This is a genomic window from Rhodococcus sp. DMU1, assembly GCF_012272955.1.
GTDB classification, from domain to species: domain Bacteria; phylum Actinomycetota; class Actinomycetes; order Mycobacteriales; family Mycobacteriaceae; genus Rhodococcus; species Rhodococcus aetherivorans.
The window spans coordinates 3,389,206-3,407,983 of sequence record NZ_CP050952.1; the positions used below are offsets into that span (position 1 = coordinate 3,389,206).

The window sequence follows — 18,778 nt, forward strand, 5'->3', positions numbered from 1 at the left end:
CCGGCCGAGGGACCCGGCGACCGGACGAGCCGGCGGTTCAGCCCACACCGGTCGGCGGTGGCCCCGTGGGGGTCTCGAGGCCTTTGCGCCCTTGCGCGAGGAGGACGCGCGTCACCTTCCGCAACAGCCATCCCTTGATCCCGGGAAGACTCGCGGCGATCTGCTCTTCGATGGCCAGCTTGTCGTAGTACGAGCGGAGCCGGTGGATCCGGGCCGACCCATCGAACTCGTAGACCGTGACCACCGGAGCTCGATATGCGATCCCCCGGTACGTCTGGGTCATCCGACCTGGGGTTACCCCAGGGTCGTGTGGCGGGAGGGGTCCCCCCTTCGGCGTGGCGTGGCCCGGACCGAGCGGTGCTTGTCACCGGTCGGGGCTACCGCCGAGGTACTGCGCGACAGGGGCGCTACAGCGTTGGTAGAGGAGCTGACGGAGGACGTCGTGGCAGTGTCGGCCTCGCTCTCCGGCAGGGGCAGGAGGTAACCGATGAGTACCACGGGAGATCGTCGGTCTGCCCGGAAAGCGAAAGCCCGTGCCGATCGCGCGTTGTGCCCGGTCGCGGTATCAGCCACCTTGGGGCTTCGGGTCGCTGATGTGGCGGAGGCGATGCGCGCCCACGCCGTCGCGAGGCCACTCGACGTCGCGACCGCCGGGCGCCGGCTCCGCGGCGCGGAGCCCATGCCGGACCGGGTCTGTCAGCTGCTCGCCCGCAAGGCCGTACGAGCAGCTCGGCGGTGCGCCGGCAACGGAGCCGGGCGTTTCGAGGAGGAGCATGCGAACCTGCTCCGGTCCGAGCGGGTGCACCGGCTCCTCGAATCCGGCAGGCGCCGACGCTTCGACGAGCCGGCGATGATCACGGTGCGGGACGTCGCCTTCCGGGCGGCGAGACCTTGCGCGCGGCGCGACGGCGGGCGATCTCTCGGACGGCGAGCGGGCGGCTCTGCGGATTGTGGGTGTGGACCCGGGACTGCCCCGCACCGCTAACGCAGGCGCAGCAGGACCAGGGCCAGGGCCGTGCCGTCCTCGCCGAGCTCCGCGGCGTATCGGCGGATCACGCTCATGTCGTGGGCGTGGGTGACGCGGGGCGCGCCCGTCCCGACCCGGAGCTGCCCGATCCGTCGTTCGAGCGCGATGCGGCGCCGCACCACGGCGAGGAGCTCGGCGTCGAGGCCGTCGATGTCGGCGCGCAGACGGGGCAGTTCGGAGTCGGTGGTGCCTGGTTCGGCAACGGCGGTCATGATGCCTCCCTTCGGGATTCGGTGTGTTCGCTGCATCGATACTCCCGCGCGGGCGCGGCGGGTAACAGCCACCCCAGGTGGCGGATTCGCCACCCCGACGGGGTCACTGTCACCGACGCGCCGTCGGATCCGGTCACAGTGCCCGCCGGTAACCGCGGATCACCGGCACGGCGCACACCGCGAGCAGGGCGACCGACCAGGCCACGGTGCGCAACAGCGGCCCCTGGACGGCGCCACCGAGGGCGAGCGCCTGCATCGTCTCGACGGCACTCGTCATGGGCTGGTTGCGGATCACCGGCGCAAGCACCTCCGGGTACGCACCGATCGGCACGAACCCCGGGTTGAAGAACAGCATCAGCGTGCACAGAAGCGAGATCGATTCGATGACAACGGTTTTCGCGGCCATGAGCGCGGCCGCGGTGACCAGCGCGGCGAACGCCACCCCGAACAGCACCGGCACCGCCAGGAAGCCGATCGCGGCGAGCGGGCCCCGCTGGAAGCGGAAGCCGAGGACGAAGCCGGCGGCGACGATGACGACGGTGGTCACGGCGATGCGCACCGCCTCGGCGAGGAACCGCGACGCCAGCGCCGACGCCCGGTGGACGGGCAGCACCCACAGCCGCGCGGGCAGCCCGGCCGCGCATTCGCGGCCGAGCGTGACGGCGCCGGCCAGCGAGCCGAGCAGGGCGCTCATCACGACGACCATCGGCACCGTCCCATACAGGGCGTCGTGCCCGGCGAACGCCGAGACCTGCCGGCCGAGCACCGCCTCGAGCATGAGCAGCAGCAGCACCGGGTAGGCGAGGCTCTGCAGCATCGTCATCGGATCCCGGCGCCACCGGGTGAGCAGGCGCCCCGCCTGCAGCCAGGTGTGCCTGACGAGAGCGGGTACCGAGTTCTCGGGTGCGGTCACGGTGGTGCTCATCGCTGTCTCCGATTCGTGCGGGCCGCCAGGGGGACCACGACCAGAAGGATCCCGCCGAGCCACAGCAGCGTCGGCGTCAGCGCGGTGGCGGTGGCGGTGCCGTCGGCGAGACCGCGCAGGCTCGACGCGAACTGTGAGACGGGCTGGTTGCGGACGAACGGCTGGATCCAGGCCGGAAACTGGTCGATCGGGACGAAGCCGCAGGAGAGCATCCCGAGCACGAGCTGCGGCAGCATCAGTGCCTGGGTCGTGGCTTCCGGGCTGCGGAACAGGGTGCCGATCACGTCGGCGCCGAGCGTGAGGACCATCCCGACGGTCAGCGCGAGTGCGCAGAACCCGACGGCTGCGGCGGTTCCGGCGAACCGGAACCCGATCACGTGCCCGCAGCCGATCGCCGCCGAGAGCGACAGCGCGCACTTGACGGCGCTCGCGGACAGGCGCGCGGCGAGCGGCACGGCCGCCGCGATCGGCATCGTCGCGAAGCGGCGGTCGATGCCGTGCACCGCGTCGGTCGCGGCCAGGAAGGCGGCGGAGATCGCGGTGAAGGACACAGCCTGCAACGCGATCAGCGGCATCAGGAACTGCCCGTAATCGACGGTTCCGCCGGTGAACAGGGCGATCACGCGTTGCAGCGGCACGTAGAACCCGACGGTGAACACGAGCGGCGCGACGAGCGCGGTGACGAGTTCGCCGCCGCGGATCGCCGGGATCAGGGTGCGTACGGACAGCACCCACCACTGGTAGAGCGGCGAGGGAACCGGTGCGACGGTCGTCGTGGTCATGCCACCACCTCGAATCGCGGCCGGGCGGCGGTGAGGGCGAGGAAGACCTCGTCCAGCGACGGTCGCCGCAGCGCGATGTCGGAGACGGCGACGCCGTGGGCGGCGACGGCGGTGGCGACCTGCGCCAAGGTGCCGGCGCCGTGCGGCGCGGGGATCGTGACACGGTCGGCGGCGACCTCGATCGCCGCGGCCGGCGCGAACCGGCCGAGCACGTGCGCCACGGCCGGCACGTCGGCCACCCGCACCGGGACGACCTCGCAGAAGGTGGCGCCGACGCGCTGCTTCAGCTGGGCGGGGGTGCCCTCGGCGACGACGGTGCCCCGGTCGATGACGACGATCCGGTCGGCGAGCAGGTCGGCCTCCTCGAGGTACTGCGTGGTGAGCAGCGTGGTGACGCCCTGGGATTTGAATCCGGCGATCAGGTCCCAGACCCGTTGGCGGCTGCGCGGATCGAGCCCGGTGGTCGGCTCGTCGAGGAACACCACCTGGGGCGGGACGACGAGCCCGCAGGCGATGTCGATGCGGCGGCGCATGCCGCCGGAGTACTTGCCGACCCGCCGGTCGGCGGCGTCCTCGAGGTCGAATTCGGCGAGCAGTTCCCGCGCCCGGGCGCGGGCCGCGCGGCGCCGCAGCCCGAGCAGCCGGGCGAACAGGACCAGGTTCTCGAAGCCGGTGAGCATGTCGTCGAGGGCGGCGTACTGGCCGGTGAGCATCACCGCGCGGCGCACCCCGGCCGCGTCGGCGACGACGTCGTGGCCGGCGACGACGGCGCGACCGGAATCCGGCCGCAGCAGGGTGGACAGGATGTTCACGGTGGTGGTCTTGCCGGCGCCGTTGGGGCCGAGGACGCCGAGGACCTCGCCGGCCTCGGCGGTGAAGCTCACGCCGCACAGGGCCGGGACCGGCCCGAAGCTCTTGGTGACGGCGTCGACGAGGACGGCTGGGGTCGAGGGGGACATGGTGCTCCGTTCGGAAGGGGTGGACTGCGGGATCAGGACGCGGCGAGGTACCGGTCGTCGCCGAGGTGCCGATCGAGCACCGCGGCCAGGGCGGGCACCGCGTCGGGTGCGGTCATCCGGTCGTGCTCGACGTCGAGCAGGTGGTTGTGCATCGCGCCGGTGACGTAGGGCCCCCAGCCGGCGAAGCCCCCGGCATGGTGCGTCTTGTCGGCCGTCGCGGTGACGAAGACGAGATCGCCGTCGTAGAGCGGCGGCCGGTACCCGGCGAGCAGCGATGCCGAGCCGTTGTAGGCGGCGGTCATCCGGTCGAGGTGACCGGCGTCGACGGGGGCCCCGGTGTGGGTCCCGATCAGCGCGGCGGCCTCGGCCGCCGTCAGCGCCGGATCGGCGTCGGGCAGGCCCAGCGACGAACCGAGGGTGGCGACGAGTTCGCCGACCGTCAGCGGTTCCGGCGCGGCAACGTCGCGGGCGATCAGGTCCGCGTCGAGCAGCGCGAGCAGCGCCACCTCCTCGCCGGTCTCGCGCAGCCGCGCGGCGACGGCGTGGGCGATGAATCCGCCGAGGGACCAGCCGAGCAGGTGGTACGGGCCGCTGGGTTGGACCGCGCGGATCTCGTCGACGTATCGCTCGGCGTACGCGGCGATCGTTTCCGGGGCGTCCTCGAGGCCTTCGAGATGCGGGGACTGCAGTCCGTACACCGGCCGTCCGGGGGCGAGTTGCGCGGCGAGCCCGGCGTAGCACCAGGCCAGTCCGGCCGCCGGATGCACGCAGAACAGCGGGGCGCCGTCGCCCTCGGTGCGCAGCGGCAGCCGCACCGCGAACGGTGAGTCCGGCTGCCCGGCGGTGTCCGCGGCCTCGATGCGGGCGGCCAGGGCCACCGGGGTGGGCGCCGAGAACAGCTGGATCACCGGCACGGTGGTCCCGAGGGCGGCGCCGAGCCGATCGCAGACCCGGGTGGCGTCGAGGGAGTTGCCGCCCAGGTCGAAGAACGAATCGTCGATCCCGACCTGCGCGAGGCCGAGCACCTGCGCGAACGCGGCGACCACCGCCTCCTCCGTCGGTGTGCGCGGAGCGCGCCCCGAGCCGGCCGCGAACACCGGCTCGGGCAGCGCCGCCCGGTCCAGCTTGCCCACCGGGGTCAGCGGCACCGCGTCGAGCACGACGACCGCCGCCGGCACGAGATGGGCGGGCAGCAGCTCGGCCACCTGCGCCCGCAGTGGCTCGGCCTCGAGCTCGCAGCCCGGCGCCGCCAGCACGTACGACACCAGCACCGGCGACCCGGCCGGACCGGTCCGGCCCACCGTCACCGCATAGTCCACCTGCGACAACCCGGCCAGCACCGCGTCGATCTCCCCGACCTCGACCCGCATCCCGCGGACCTTGACCTGATGATCACCCCGGCCGAGGTACTCGAGTTCGAGCCGGCCCCCGGCCCGCACCCACCGCACCAGGTCGCCGGTGCGATACATCCGCGCCCCCGGGACCTGCGGATGCGCCACGAACCGGCCCGCGGTCAACCCCGCCCGCCCGTGATAGCCCCGCGCCAGCCCGTCCCCGGCCAGGTACAACTCCCCCACCACGCCCACCGGGGCCGGCCGCAACCGCCCGTCGAGCACCAGCGGCGTCACTCCGCGCACGGCCGATCCGATCGTCACCGCCCGTCCCGGCGCCAGCGGTCCCGCCGTCGCCCAGATCGTCGCCTCCGTCGGCCCGTACAGGTTCAGCATCGTCCGCCCCCCGGCGAACCGCTCGACCAACTCGGCTCCGACCGCCTCCCCGGCCACCGCCAGCACCTCGACCGACGTCAATGCCGCCGGCTCCAGCGTCGACAACGCGGCGGGGGTGACGACGAGGTGGCTGACCTGGGCCGCGCGAAGCCGGTCGGCGAGTTCGGCGCCGCCGACCACCGTGGGCGGTACGACCACGAGCCGCGCGCCGACCGCGAACGCGGCGAGCTGTTCGAACACCGCGGCGTCGAAGCTCGGCGAGGCGATGTGCGCGATCCGGGCCTGCGCGGTCAGCGCCAGGGTTTCCCGCTGCGCGGCGACGAGGTTGCCCAGTCCGCGGTGGGTGACGGCGACCGCCTTCGGGGTGCCGGTCGAGCCGGACGTGTAGATCAGGTAGGCGGGATCGTCCACGTGCACGGCCGCGGCGCGCGGCCGCTGCGGGACGAGTGCGAGACGCGTGTCGGCGTCCGGGCCGTCGAGCACCAGCCACCCGACCGAGCCGGGCAGGCGGTCGTGGTGCGCGGTCACGGTGACGCCCAGGACGGCCCCGGAATCGGCGAGCATGTACTCGATCCGTTCCTGCGGGTGCCGCGGGTCGACGGGCACGAACGCCGCTCCGGTCCGTGCGACCGCCCAGACCGCGAGCACCGATTCGAACGATCGGGTCAGTGCCAGGGCGACGAGGGTGCCGGGACCGGCGCCGCGCGCGGTGAGCGCGTCGGCGAGCAGCGCCGCGCGGGCGTCGAGCTCGCGATAGGTGACCTGCCGGTCGTCGGTGACCACGGCGACGGCGTCGGGTCGCGCGGCCGCGGCGGCGTGCAGCAGCTCGGGCAGGGTCACCGGGGTGACGGGCTGCGGGCCCGCGCTGGTGCGCAGGTCGTCGGCCTCCTGCGCGTCGAGCAGGTCGACGTCGCCGATCGCGGCGTGCGGGTTCTCGGCGACCGCCGTCAGCAGCCGGCCGAAGCGGGCGGCGAGGGTCCGCGCGGTGCCGTCGTCGAACAGGTCGGTGGCGTAACCGAGCGTCACCTCGAGACCGGCGGGTTCGCCGTCGGCGGTCGTGCGTTCGCGCAGTGTCAGGCTCAGGTCGAAGGGTGAGGCCTCGTGGGCGACGTCCTGCAGCTCGATGCGCAGGCCCGCGACCTCGAGCTCCGGCTCCTCGAAGTTCGCCAGCGCGAGCGAGACCTGGAACAGCGGGTGGTGCGCGGTGGACCGGGCCGGGCGCACCGCCTCGACCACCTGATCGAACGGCAGGTCGGCGTGGGCGAACGCGGCCAGGTCGGCCTCGCGCACCTGCGCCACCAGGTCGGCGAAGGCGACGTCCGGCCGCACCGGGGTGCGCAGGACCACGGTGTTGACGAACATCCCGACCAGGTCGTCGAGTTCGGCGGCGCCGCGGCCGGCCACCGCGGTGCCCACCGCGATGTCGTCGCCGGCGCCGAGGCGGGACAGCAGCGCCGCGAGCGCGGCGTGCAGGGTCATGAACATCGTGGCGTGTTCGGTGGCGGCGACGGCCCGCAGCCGGGCGTGCACGTCGGCGTCGACGGCGAGGTCCACGTCGGCGCTCGCCATGGACTGCACGGCCGGGCGCGGCCGGTCGGTGGGCAGGGTGATGCGGTCCGGGAGCCCGGCGAGGGTCTCCACCCAGAATTCGCGCTGTTGCGCGGCCGTCGATTGCGGATCCGTCTCGTCGCCGAGGATGTCGCGCTGCCACAGCGTGTAGTCGGCGTACTGCACCGGCAGCGGCGCCCACGCCGGGGCCGCACCCGCGGTCCGGGCGGCGTACGCGGCGATCAGGTCCCGGGCCAGCGGCGCCACCGACACCCCGTCCGCGGCAATGTGGTGCAGCACCAGCACCAGCACGTGCTCCTCCGCGCCCAGGCGCAGCACCCGGGCCCGCACCGGCAGGTCCACGGTCAGGTCGAAGCCGGCCCCGGCGAAGCCCGCCACGGCGGCATACACGTCGGCAGGTGCCTCGGTGAGGTCGAGGGGGACGCCGGCGTCGACGGCCACCTGGTGCGGGCCTTCCGCGTCGGCGGGGAACACGGTGCGCAGGCTCTCGTGCCGGTCGGTCACGTCCCGCCATGCCGTGGTCAGGGCCGCGGCGTCGAGGGGCCCGGACAGGCGCAGCGCCACCGGGATGTTGTACGCCGCGGAGGTGGGGTCGAGCTGGTTGAGCACCCACATGCGCTGCTGCGCCGGGCCGAGGGGCACGCGGGCCGGCCGGGGCCGGGCCGTGAGGGCGATCCGCGGGGCGGGACGCTCGAGCAGCCGCACGGCGAGCCCCGCGGGGGTGGGCGCCTCGAACAGGTCGCGCACCGCCAGGGCGGAGCCCGCGGAGTTCAGGCGGGCGACGACGCGGGTGGCGTCGAGGGAGTTGCCGCCCAGGTCGAAGAACGAATCGTCGATCCCGACCTGCGCGAGGCCGAGCACCTGCGTGAACGCGGCGACCACCGCCTCCTCCGTCGGTGTGCGCGGAGCGCGCCCCGAGCCGGCCGCGAACACCGGCTCGGGCAGCGCCGCCCGGTCCAGCTTGCCCACCGGGGTCAGCGGCACCGCGTCGAGCACGACGACCGCCGCCGGCACGAGATGGGCGGGCAGCAGCTCGGCCACCTGCGCCCGCAGTGGCTCGGCCTCGAGCTCGCAGCCCGGCGCCGCCAGCACGTACGACACCAGCACCGGCGACCCGGCCGGACCGGTCCGGCCCACCGTCACCGCATAGTCCACCTGCGACAACCCGGCCAGCACCGCGTCGATCTCCCCGACCTCGACCCGCATCCCGCGGACCTTGACCTGATGATCACCCCGGCCGAGGTACTCGAGTTCGAGCCGGCCCCCGGCCCGCACCCACCGCACCAGGTCGCCGGTGCGATACATCCGCGCCCCCGGGACCTGCGGATGCGCCACGAACCGGCCCGCGGTCAACCCCGCCCGCCCGTGATAGCCCCGCGCCAGCCCGTCCCCGGCCAGGTACAACTCCCCCACCACGCCCACCGGGGCCGGCCGCAACCGCCCGTCGAGCACCAGCGGCGTCACTCCGCGCACGGCCGATCCGATCGTCACCGCCCGTCCCGGCGCCAGCGGTCCCGCCGTCGCCCAGATCGTCGCCTCCGTCGGCCCGTACAGGTTCAGCATCGTCCGCCCCCCGGCGAACCGCTCGACCAACTCGGCTCCGACCGCCTCCCCGGCCACCGCCAGCACCTCGACCGACGTCAATGCCGCCGGCTCCAGCGTCGAGAGCACCGACGGCGTGAGGACCATGTGCGTCACCTGCTCGGCATCGAGCAGCGTGGCGAGTTCGGCGCCGCCGACGACGCCGGCCGGAACCGACACCAGGCAGCCCCCGGAGCCGAACGCGGCCAGTTGTTCGAAGATCGCCGCGTCGAAGCTCGGCGAGGCGAAGCCGAGGACCCGCGCGTCCGGTCCGACCGCGAGCGAATCATCCTGGGCGCGAACGATGTTCGCCAACCCGCGGTGGGTGACCGTGACGGCCTTCGGGGTGCCGGTCGAGCCGGAGGTGTAGATCAGGTAGGCGGCGTGGTCGGGATGCAGCGGCCGGGTCCGGTCCGCGTCGGTCAACGGCGCGGCGGATTCGGCGGCGGATGCGGCCCGCAGCGCCGGGTCGTCGAGCTCGAGCCAGGTGAGCGCGCCGGGCAGCGCGGACCGGTGCGCGGTCGTGGTCAGCCCGAGCGTGGCACCACAGTCGCCGAGCATGTGCGCGATGCGCTCGGCCGGATACGCCGGGTCGACGGGCACGAAGGCGCCGCCGGCCTTGGCGACCGCCCACACGGCGAGCACCGACTCCGCCGAGCGGGGCAGCGCGAGGGCCACGCGCACGTCCGGGCCCACCCCGGCGGCGACGAGCAGGCGGGCGAGCCGGCCGGCGGCGGCATCGAGTTCCCGGTAGGTCCAGGTGGTGCCGTCGGCACGCACGGCCGGGCGCTCGGGGTGCGCCGCGGCGGCGGCCCCGAGCAGCGTGGGCAGCAGCCACGGCCCGACACCGGCGGGACCCGCCGTCGCGTGCAGGGCGGCGGACTCGGCGGCGTCGAGCAGATCCACGTCCCCGACGGGCACGGCCGGGTCGGTGGTGACGGCGGTGAGGAGCCGCACGAACCGCGCGGCGATCGTGCGCGCGGTGGCCTCGTCGAACAGGTCGGTGGCGTAGGTGAGGGTGGCGTCCAGCCCGGCGGGCCGGCCGTCGTCGCCGGTGTGTTCGCGCAGCTCGAGCCCGAGGTCGAACTGCGAGGAGCCACGCTCGACGTCCTCGACGGCGATCTCGAGCCCGTCGATCTCGAGGGTGGGTGCCGCGAAGTCGGCCAGCGCGAGCGAGACCTGGAACAGCGGGTGGTGCGCGGTGGACCGGGCCGGGCGCACCGCCTCGACCACCTGATCGAAGGCGACGTCGGCGTGGGCGAACGCGGCCAGGTCGGCCTCGCGCACCTGCGCCACCAGGTCGGCGAACGTGGCGTCGGGCCGCACCGCGGTGCGCAGGACCACGGTGTTGACGAACATCCCGACCAGGTCGTCGAGTTCGGCGGCGCCGCGGCCGGCCACCGCGGTGCCCACCGCGATGTCGTCGCCGGCGCCGAGACGGGACAGCAGCGCGACGAGCGCGGCGTGCAGGGTCATGAACACGGTGGCGTTCTCGGCGCGGGCGAGGCGGCGCAGCGCGGCGTGGACGCCGGCGTCCACGGTGAAGGCGACGTCGGCGCTCGCGCCGGACTGCACCGCGGGTCCGGGCCGGTCGGTGGGCAGGACGACCCGATCCGGCAGGCCGGCCAGGGTGCGGGTCCAGAAGTCCAGTTGCCGGGCGGTGGTCGAGTCGGGGTCGTCGGGCTCGCCGAGCACCTCGCGCTGCCACAGCGTGTAGTCGGCGTACTGCACCGGCAGCGGCGCCCACGCCGGGGCCGCACCCGCGGTGCGGGCGGCGTACGCGGCGATCAGGTCCCGGGCCAGCGGCGCCACCGACACCCCGTCCGCGGCGATGTGGTGCAGCACCAGCACCAGCACATGCTCCTCCGCGCCCAGGCGCAGCACCCGGGCTCGCACCGGCAGGTCCACGGTCAGGTCGAAGCCGGCCCCGGCGAAGCCCGCCACGGCGGCATGCACGGCGTCCGCGGGGACGTCGACGACGTCCGGACCGGTGGGCGCCGCGTCGACGATCACCTGGCGGGGGCCCTCCGCGTCGGCGGGGAACACGGTGCGCAGGCTCTCGTGCCGGGCGGTCAGGTCGCCGAAGGCGGCGGCGAGCGGGGCGATGTCGAGCCGGCCCCGCAGGCGCAGCGCCACCGGGATGTTGTAGACGCCGGACGCGGGGTCGAGCTGGTTGAGCACCCACATCCGGTGCTGCGCCGGGCCGAGGGGCAGGCGGGCCGGCCGCTCCCGTCGCCCGAGTGCGACGGCGGCACCGGTGCGGCCCGCGGCGCGGGTGGCCAGCGCCGCGGGGGTGGGCGCCTCGAACAGATCGCGCACCGCCAGGGCGGAGCCCGCGGTGGCGTTGATGCGGGCGATCACCCGGGTCGCGTCGAGGGAGTTGCCGCCCAGGTCGAAGAACGAGTCGTCGGCGCCGAGCCCGTCCAGGCCGAGGACGTCGGCGAAGGCGGCGGCGGCGGCGGTCTCGACCGGTCCACGCGGTGCGCGGGCCGGGCGCCGGCTGCGGCCGAAGTCCGGCTCCGGCAGCGCCGTCCGGTCCAGCTTGCCGACCGGGGTGAGCGGAACCTCGTCGAGGACGACGACCGCGGCGGGCACGAGATGGTCGGGCAGCTGTTCGCCGAGCCGGTCCCGCAGCCGGTCCGGGTCCAGCCCGCGGCCCGGCACGGGCCGCACGTAGGAGACGAGGACGGCCGAGCCGGTGGGACCGGGACGGCCGAGCGTGGCCGCGAAGTCCACGTCGGCGACGGCGGCGAGGGCCGCGTCTACCTCCCCGAGCTCGACGCGGATGCCGCGCACCTTGACCTGGAAGTCGGTGCGGCCCAGGTATTCCAGCACCGGGCCGCCGTCGGCGGCGCGGGTCCAGCGCACGAGGTCACCGGTGCGGTACATGCGCTCCCCGGGCCGTCCGGGATGCGCGACGAACCGGCTCGCGGTCAGCTGCGGACGGCCGTGGTAGCCGCGCGCCAGCCCGGGACCGGCCAGGTACAGCTCTCCGGCGGTGCCGAGCGGCACCGGCCGCAGCCAGCCGTCGAGGACTTCGGTTTCGGTGCCGGGCACACCGGCGCCGAGGGTGACGGGCGCATCGGCGGTGAGGGGGGCGACGGTGGCCCAGATGGTGGTCTCGGTGGGGCCGTAGAGGTTGAACATCGTGCGGCCGGGCGCCCACCGGCGCACCAGGTCGGTGGGGACGGCCTCACCGCAGACACCGACGACCCGCACGGTGTGCGCGGCGGCCGGGTCGAGGGTGGCCAGCACCGCGGGGGTGAGGACGAGGTGGGTGACGCCCGCGTCGGCGAGCCGGTCGGTCAGTTCGTCGCCGCCGACGACCGTCGGGGGTACGACGACGAGCCGGGCGCCGGCGGCGAACGCGGCGAGCTGTTCGAACACGGACGCGTCGAAGCTCGGCGACGCCACGTGCGCGACCCGTGCCGACGGGGTCGGCTCCAGCACGGCGAGCAGTGCGTCGACCAGGTTGCCGAGGCCCCGGTGGGTGACCGTGACGGCCTTCGGCGTCCCGGTCGAGCCGGAGGTGTAGATCAGGTAGGCCGGGTCGTCGAGCCGGGCCGGCGACGGCACCGCGGGGCCGGCCGGGGTGCGGCGGGCGGTCGCGGGATCGTCGAGCACCAGCCACGTCGTCGCGGAGCCGGGCAGCCGGTCCCGGTGGGCGGTGACGGTGACGCCGAGGCGGGCGCCGGAATCGGTGAGCATGTGCTCGATCCGGTCCAGGGGGTGGCGCGGGTCGACGGGGACGAACGCGGCGCCGGTCTTCGCGACCGCCCACACGGCGAGGACCGATTCGAGCGAGCGGGTCAGCGCGAGCGCGACCAGCGTGCCGGGTCCGGCGCCGTGCGCGGCGAGCAGCCCCGCCAGGGCGGCGGCCCGGTCGTCGAGTTCGCGGTAGGTGAGCTCGGCGGTGCCGGCGACGACGGCGACCGCATCCGGGTGACGGGTGGCGGTGCCGGCGAGGATGTCGGCGAGGGTGACGGCCCGGTCGCGGGCCGGCACGAACGGGGCGTCGACGCCGGGGGCGCCGAGCGCGGCGATGCGGCGGTCCGGGGTCCGGGCGAGCGCACCGAGCAGCTCCGCGCACCGCTCGAGGATGCGGCGCGCGACGCCGTCACCGACCGAGGCGGGGCGGTAGCGCACGCTCAGCTCCGGCCGGGCGCCCGGCTCGACGATCAGGCTCACGGGGTACGGGGTGGCTTCGGCGCCGGTGACGCCGAGGACCCGCATTCCGGCGCCGTCGGCGGTCGCGGACAGGGCGTCGCGGTCGAGCGGGTAGGACTCGACGACGGCGAGGGTGTCGAACAGTTCGGTGACGCCGGCCGCCCGGTGGATCTCGGCGAGCCCGAGGTGCTGATGCTCGAGCAGCGCCGCCTGTTCGGCCTGGAGGCGGCGCAGCAGGTCGGCGCCGGTGTCGGTGGGCTGCAGGCGCACCCGCACCGGCACGGTGTTGACGAACAGGCCGAGCACGGCGTCCACGCCGGGCAGCTCGGGCGGGCGGCCGGAGACGGTGGAGCCGAACACCACGTCGGTGCGGCCGGTGAGCTCGGCCAGGGTCAGCGCCCACGCCGCCTGCACGACGGTGGCGAGGGTGACGTCGTGGGCGCGGGTGGCAGCGTCGAGGGCGGCGGCGGTTTCGGCGCTCAGCGCGACGGTGTGGGCGGCGCCGCCGGTGTCGGCGGGGTCGTCGTGCGGGGCGACGAGGGTGGGGGCGTCGATGCCGTCCAGGGCGCGGGCCCACGCGGTCCGCGTGGCGACGAGGTCCCGGCCGGCGAGCCAGGCCAGGTGGTCCCGGAACGACGGCGCCGGTCCGGGCACCGCCGCGCCCGCCGCGTAGGCGGTGAGCAGTTCGGCGACGAGCAGCGGGGTGGACCAGCCGTCGAGGACGAGGTGGTGGTTGGTCAGCAGCAGCCGGTACCGGTCGGCGGCGGTGCGGACCAGGTGGACGCGCAGCAGCGGCGCGGCGGCCAGGTCGAACCGGTCGGCGCGGTCCGCGTCGAGGATGCGCGCCAGCTCGCCGTCGGTGTCGGCACGGCCGCGCAGATCGGTTTCCCGCCAGGTCACGTCGGCCGTGCGGAGCACGACCTGGAGCGGGCCGGCGGCCGTGTCGCGGAAGGCGGCCCGCAGGCTGTCGTGCCGGTCGACCACGGACTGCGCCGCGGCGCGGAGCCGGGCGGGGGCCACGGTGCCGGCGAGTTCGAGCACGGTCTGCACGGTGTAGTCGTCGGGGGCGTCGGTGGCGGCGTACCCGGTGTGGAACAGCAGCCCGGCCTGCAGCGGGGACAGCGGCCACACGTCGGCCAGGCCTCCGCGGTCGCGCTCCCACGCGTCGATCCGGTCCTGGTCGACGGCGACCAGCGGGAAGTCGGAGGGGCTGTGACCGCCGGCGGCCGGGTCGCCGACGTGCCAGGCGAGCGCGGCGAGCGCGGCCACCCACAGCTGCGCGAACTCGTCGACGGCGTCCTCGTCGAGCAGGCCGGTCGCGTAGGTGAAGGTGGCGGCGAGGCCGTCGGCCTCGACGGCGGCGTCGATGTCGAGCACCGCGGGCAGCGGCATCTGCGGTTCGCGGGTGGCGGCGGTGCCGAGCGGCAGCCACGGTCCCTCGACCGTGGTGTCGATGCGGCCGAGGAAGTTGAACGCGATCTGCGGGGCCGGATGCGCGGGCAGGGTGCCGGCGACGTACCGGAGCAGGCCGTAGCCGATGCCGTGGTCGGGAACGTCGGCGAGCCGTTCCTTGACCGACCGGATCGCCGCGCCCGCCGCGGCACCGCCACCGAAGGCGTCGTCGACGTCGATGCCGGTGAGGTCCACGTCGAGGGGGTGCACGGTGGTGAACCATCCGACGGTGCGGGACAGGTCGGCTCCGGGGACCGCCGCCTCCTCGCGGCCGTGGCCCTCGACGCCGACGAGCGTCGCGGGGGCGGTGCGGCCGCGGTTGCGGCGCCACCGCTCGGCCGCCAGGCCGAGCGCGGCGAGCAACGCCTCGGCGGTGCCGCAGTGGAAGCGCTGGGGCACGGCGGTCAGCACGGCGTCGGTGACCTCGGCGGGCACGTGCACGCGCAGCCGGGCGGAGGTGGCGACGGTGTCGCGCGCCGGATCGAACGGCCGCTCCCCCAGTGCCGGGTCGGGCGTCGCGAGAATCCGCTCCCACAACGGCAGTTCGTCGCTGCGGTCGGCCTCGGTCAGGCCGTGCGCCCACCGGCGCAGCGACGTGCCGACCGGGGCGAGGGCGGGCGCGGCACCGCCGGCGAGGTCGGTGTAGGCGGCGGCCAGGTCGGGCAGCAGGATGCGCCAGGACACCGCGTCCACGGCGAGGTGGTGGACGACGGCCACGAGCAGGTCGTCGCGGCCGTCGGGCGAGGCCAGCCACTCGAACTGCGCGACGATCCCGGCGGCCGGATCGAGTCGGTCCGCCGCGGCCTCCAGCGCGGCCGCGGCGGCGCCGCGTGGCTCGTCGACGGCGGCGCGGCGCAGCACCGCGTCGGCGGCGACCGCGCCGACGGGGAGCACCTCGAGCGTGCGGGCAGCGGTCAGCCGCATCCGCAGCGCGTCGTGCCGATCGAGCAGCGCCTGCACGGCCCCGGCCAGGTGCGCCGGGTCGGGATGCTCGGGCAGCCGGATCAGCACGGCCTGCCCGTACCGGTCGACGGGCCCGCCGCCGGCCAGCAGTTCGGCGACGATCGGGGTGGTGTCGACCGGACCGGTGCCGCCGCCGGGGAGTTCGGCAAGGACTGCGCCGGCTCCGGTGTCCGCCACCGCGACGGCGGCCAGAGCGGCGACGGTGCGGCGCTCGAAGACGTCGCGCGCGGTGAACCGCAGTCCGGCGGCGCGGGCGCGGGAGACGAGGGTGATCGCGACGATGCTGTCGCCGCCGAGGGCGAAGAAACTGTCGTCGGCGCCGACTCGTTCCACGCCGAGCACCTGGGTGAACAGGGCGGCGATCACTTCCTCGCGGGCGCCCTCGGGGGCGCGGCCGGCGGTGGGGGTGCCGAAGTCCGGGGCGGGCAACGCGGCGCGGTCGATCTTCCCGACGGGGGTGAGCGGCAGTTCGGGCAGCACGGTGATCGCCGCGGGCACGAGGTAGGCGGGCAGGGTGTCGGCGAGTTCGCCGCGCAGGGCGTCGACGTCGACGGCGGCGCCGGCGTGCCCGACGACGTAGGCGGCGAGGACGGTCGCGCCGGCGGGCGTGGTGGCGCCGACGGTGACGGCCCGGGCAACGGTGTGGTGCCGGAGCAGCGCGGCGTCGACCTCGCCGAGTTCGACGCGGAACCCCCGGATCTTGACCTGGTGATCGGTGCGGCCGGCGAACTCGAGCGCGGCGGCTGCGCCGCCGGTGTGTCCTTCGGGCTCCCCTGGCAGCCCAAAGGACGCACCGCGCCAGCGCACCAGGTCACCGGTGCGGTACATGCGTTCTCCGGGCGCGTACGGGTCGGCCACGAAGCGGGCGGCGGTCAGGTCGGGGCGGCCGAGATAGCCGCGGGCGATCCCGGCGCCGGCCAGGTACAGCTCGCCGGTGACCCCTGCGGGCACGGGCTGCAGCCGGCGGTCCAGGACGAGGGCGCGCATGCCGCGGATCGGGGTGCCGACCCCGACCCGGTCGCCGCGGTGGTGCGGAGCCGCGAAGGTGGCGGTGACGGTGGCCTCGGTGGGGCCGTACGCGTTGAGGAACGCCCGGCCCACCGACCACCGATCGGCCAGGTCGGGCGGGCAGGCGTCGCCACCGACGACGACCGTGCCGATCTCGGGGTGGTCGTCGGGGTCGAGGGTGGCGAGCACGGCCGGGGTCGCGTCGAGGTGGGTGACTCGTCCGGCGCGGAGAACCTCGGCGAGCTCGGTGCCGCCATAGGCCTGCGGCGGCACCACCACCAGGGTGGCGCCGGCGGTGAAGGTCACCAGCAGCTCCTCGATCGAGGAGTCGAAGGCCGGCGAGTACAGGTGGGTGGCGCGCGAGCCGGCGGCGACGGCCAGACGCGCGCGGGCGTCGTCGGCGAGGTTCGCCAGGCCGGCATGGGTGACGACGACCCCCTTGGGGGTGCCGGTGGAACCGGAGGTGTAGACGACGTAGGCGGCGTGCTCGGGCCGCAGCGGGATTCCCCGCTCCGCGTCGGTGACCGGGCCGGCGTCCGCCGCCGTGACCGCGGCGACGGTCGCGGGGTCGTCCAGGGCGATCCAGTCGGTGTCGTCGGGCAGTCCGTCCCGGTGCGCGGCGACGGTCAGGCCGATGCGGGCGCCGCTGTCGCGCAGGACGTGCTCGAGCCGGGCCCGGGGGTGACCGGGGTCGACGGGCACGAACGCGGCTCCCGTCTTGGCGACGGCCCACACGGCCTGCACCGATTCGACGGACCGCGACAGCGCCAGCGCCACCGTGGTCTCCGGGCCGGCGCCGCGGGCGAGCAGCAGCCGGGCGAGCCGGTCGGTGGCGGCGTCCAGGTCGGAGTAGGTCACGGTGCGCGCACCGTCGATCACCGCGACGGCGCCGGGGTCGAGGGCCGCCCCGGCGGTGAGCAGGTCGGCCAGGGTGCGGGGCGGCACCGGATCGGCGCCGCGGGCCGGGACGAGGGCGGCGCGCTCGTCGTCGCCGAGCAGGTCCAGGTCGGCGAGACGCCGGTCGGGTGCGGCGGTGGCGAAACGGTGCAGGAACGCGAGGAACCGCCGGTGGTGCGCGGCGAGCTCGTCCCGGTCGTACAGGTTGGGGTTGGCCTGGAAGTCGAGGTGCGTGCTGTGGCCGCCCGGATAGAGGTTGACGAACAGGTCCTCGATGAGCCCGGAGGTGAGCACGTGTACCCGCCCGGTGAGCGCGCCGAGCCGGACCCGGTGGTCGAACAGCATGAGGTTGACCGAGGGGCCGAACCCGGCGGCGTGATCGCCGGTGAGACCGAGGTCGCGGGCGATGTCCTCCTGCCGGTACCGCTGGCGGCGCAGTGCCCCGGTCAGCTCGAGTTCCGCCGCGGCGATCACGGCGGCGACGGTGGCGGCGTCGGTGCGCAACCGCAGCGGCACCACGTTGGCGAGCATGCCCCCGGAGCGGCGCAGCGTGGCGGTGGTGCGGGCCGAGACGGGCAGGCTGAGCATCACCTCGTCGTGGCCGGTCATCCGGGCGAGGTAGGTGCCGAACGCGGCGACCACCAGCGGTGCGAGGCTCGACCCGCGCCGGGCCGCGGCGTCGCGCAGGGCCTGCTCGGTGTCGGCGGGCAGCTCCGCGCCGACCAGCAGCGGGTGCGCGTCGGCGGGGGCGGCCCGGCCGGCCAGCGACACGGGATCGCTCAGCCCGGCCAGGTGCTCGGTCCAGTACGCACGGTCGGCCTCGAACCGCGGGGAGCGGCGGTAGGTCTCGTCCGCGGCGACGATGTCGGGCAGCGCCGCGGTGCGCGGCGTGTGCACCGCGGTTCCGGTGACGGTGGCGGTGTAGAGCTCGGCGGTGCGCGCGACGAGGGTCATCGCGCCGACGCCGTCGAGGGCGATGTGGTGGATCCGGGCGTACCAGAACCAGCGGTCCTCGGCGATGCGGAGCACGGCGGTGACGGCGAGCCGGTCGGTGCACATGTCGACCGGGGCGGTGTAGTCGCGCTCCATCCATTCGCGGGCCGCGGCCACGGGATCGGCCTCGCCCCGCAGATCGACCACCGTCAGCCGCTCGCCGGTGTGCACGACCGTCTGGAACGGGTGGCCGTCCTCCTCGACGATGCGCAGGAAGCCGGTGCCGAACTCGCGTCCGACGGCACGGGCGGCACCTTCGAGGGCGTCGAGGTCGAGGTCCCCGGCGATGTCGACGTACTGGGCGATGTTGACGGGCGTGGCGCCGGCCAGGTGCTGTGCGAACCAGATCCCGCGCTGGGCCGCCGAGAGCGGGAACGCGCCGGCGGGCTGCGGGGCAGCGAAATGTTCTTGGGCGACCGGGCTTTCGTGCAACACGGGGGTACTCCTGACGACCGGTGGACTGTGCTGCTTCCACGGTCGTCCACAGACCCCGGTGCCGATACCGACCCCAGCGGT

6 protein-coding genes are annotated in these 18,778 nt (G+C 75.2%); all 6 read right to left on the bottom strand.

Annotated elements, in window-relative coordinates:
• Positions 1 to 37: 37 nt before the first annotated feature.
• Entirely contained in the window at positions 38 to 244 is a 207-nt protein-coding gene (locus HFP48_RS15635) for a hypothetical protein (protein ID WP_006935403.1), read from the bottom strand.
• Between the two features lie 737 nt (positions 245 to 981).
• A complete protein-coding gene (locus tag HFP48_RS15640) occupies positions 982 to 1,239 on the bottom strand; it encodes a chorismate mutase (RefSeq protein WP_006935401.1) in 258 nt (85 codons plus the stop codon).
• 133 nt (positions 1,240 to 1,372) lie between these two features.
• Positions 1,373 to 2,164, bottom strand: a complete 792-nt coding sequence (locus HFP48_RS15645; protein ID WP_029544126.1) for an ABC transporter permease — start codon at positions 2,162 to 2,164, stop codon at positions 1,373 to 1,375.
• Positions 2,161 to 2,946 (bottom strand): ABC transporter permease, encoded by a 786-nt coding sequence (locus HFP48_RS15650; protein ID WP_006935399.1) that lies wholly within the window; start codon positions 2,944 to 2,946, stop codon positions 2,161 to 2,163. The genes HFP48_RS15645 and HFP48_RS15650 overlap by 4 nt, the downstream gene beginning before the upstream one ends.
• Positions 2,943 to 3,905 carry a daunorubicin resistance protein DrrA family ABC transporter ATP-binding protein gene (locus HFP48_RS15655; RefSeq protein WP_006935398.1) on the bottom strand — a complete coding sequence of 321 codons (963 nt, stop codon included), beginning with the start codon at positions 3,903 to 3,905 and terminating at the stop codon, positions 2,943 to 2,945. Before HFP48_RS15655 ends, HFP48_RS15650 begins: the two co-directional genes overlap by 4 nt.
• Positions 3,906 to 3,937: 32 nt before the next feature.
• Positions 3,938 to 18,697, bottom strand: a complete 14,760-nt coding sequence (locus HFP48_RS15660) for a non-ribosomal peptide synthetase (RefSeq protein WP_246872426.1) — start codon at positions 18,695 to 18,697, stop codon at positions 3,938 to 3,940.
• Between the last annotated feature and the right edge of the window lie 81 nt (positions 18,698 to 18,778).

Excerpts from the sequence above, each read along its gene's own strand:
- HFP48_RS15645 (WP_029544126.1), bottom strand. The coding sequence starts at position 2,164 with ATGAGCACCACCGTGACCGCACCCGAGAACTCGGTACCCGCTCTCGTC.
- HFP48_RS15640 (WP_006935401.1), bottom strand. The coding sequence starts at position 1,239 with ATGACCGCCGTTGCCGAACCAGGCACCACCGACTCCGAACTGCCCCGT.
- HFP48_RS15655 (WP_006935398.1), bottom strand. The coding sequence starts at position 3,905 with ATGTCCCCCTCGACCCCAGCCGTCCTCGTCGACGCCGTCACCAAGAGC.
- HFP48_RS15650 (WP_006935399.1), bottom strand. The coding sequence starts at position 2,946 with ATGACCACGACGACCGTCGCACCGGTTCCCTCGCCGCTCTACCAGTGG.